The 339-nt window shown below is 64.6% G+C and carries 1 pseudogene; it reads left to right on the top strand.

Features of this window, described 5'->3' with window-relative positions:
• Positions 1–339: pseudogene (locus J4G38_RS28225) on the top strand (hypothetical protein); the annotation flags it as partial.

The following is a 339-nucleotide window of genomic DNA, read 5'->3' as shown; positions in this document are numbered from 1 at the left end:
TACGTCGTCACGGACTGCGGCGCGGTGACGCTCTTCTACGAAAAGGGTGCCCACGAAGTGGTGCCGACGCCCGAGCAGGCCGCCGCCCTGGCCATCCGGGCCGGCTCGGATTTGGAGTGTGGCGAAGCGTTTAACTCCCTGGATAAAGCGCTGGCGCAGCACCTCGTGACCGAGGCCGAGCTGGACGTGGCCCTCCAGCGCCTGTTCACGGCCCGCTTCAAGCTGGGCTTTTTCGACAACCCCGCCGATAACCCCTACACCAAAATTCCTTACAGCACGGTAGAGTCCCCGGCCCACATCCAGTTGGCGCTGGAGGCGGCGCAGAAGTCCATCGTGCTG

Origin of the sequence: Hymenobacter terricola, from assembly GCF_017921975.2 — a bacterium.
GTDB classification, from domain to species: Bacteria; Bacteroidota; Bacteroidia; order Cytophagales; family Hymenobacteraceae; genus Hymenobacter; species Hymenobacter terricola.
Note: the sequence above shows the minus strand (reverse complement) of the source record. Positions and strands in the feature narration are given on the sequence as shown.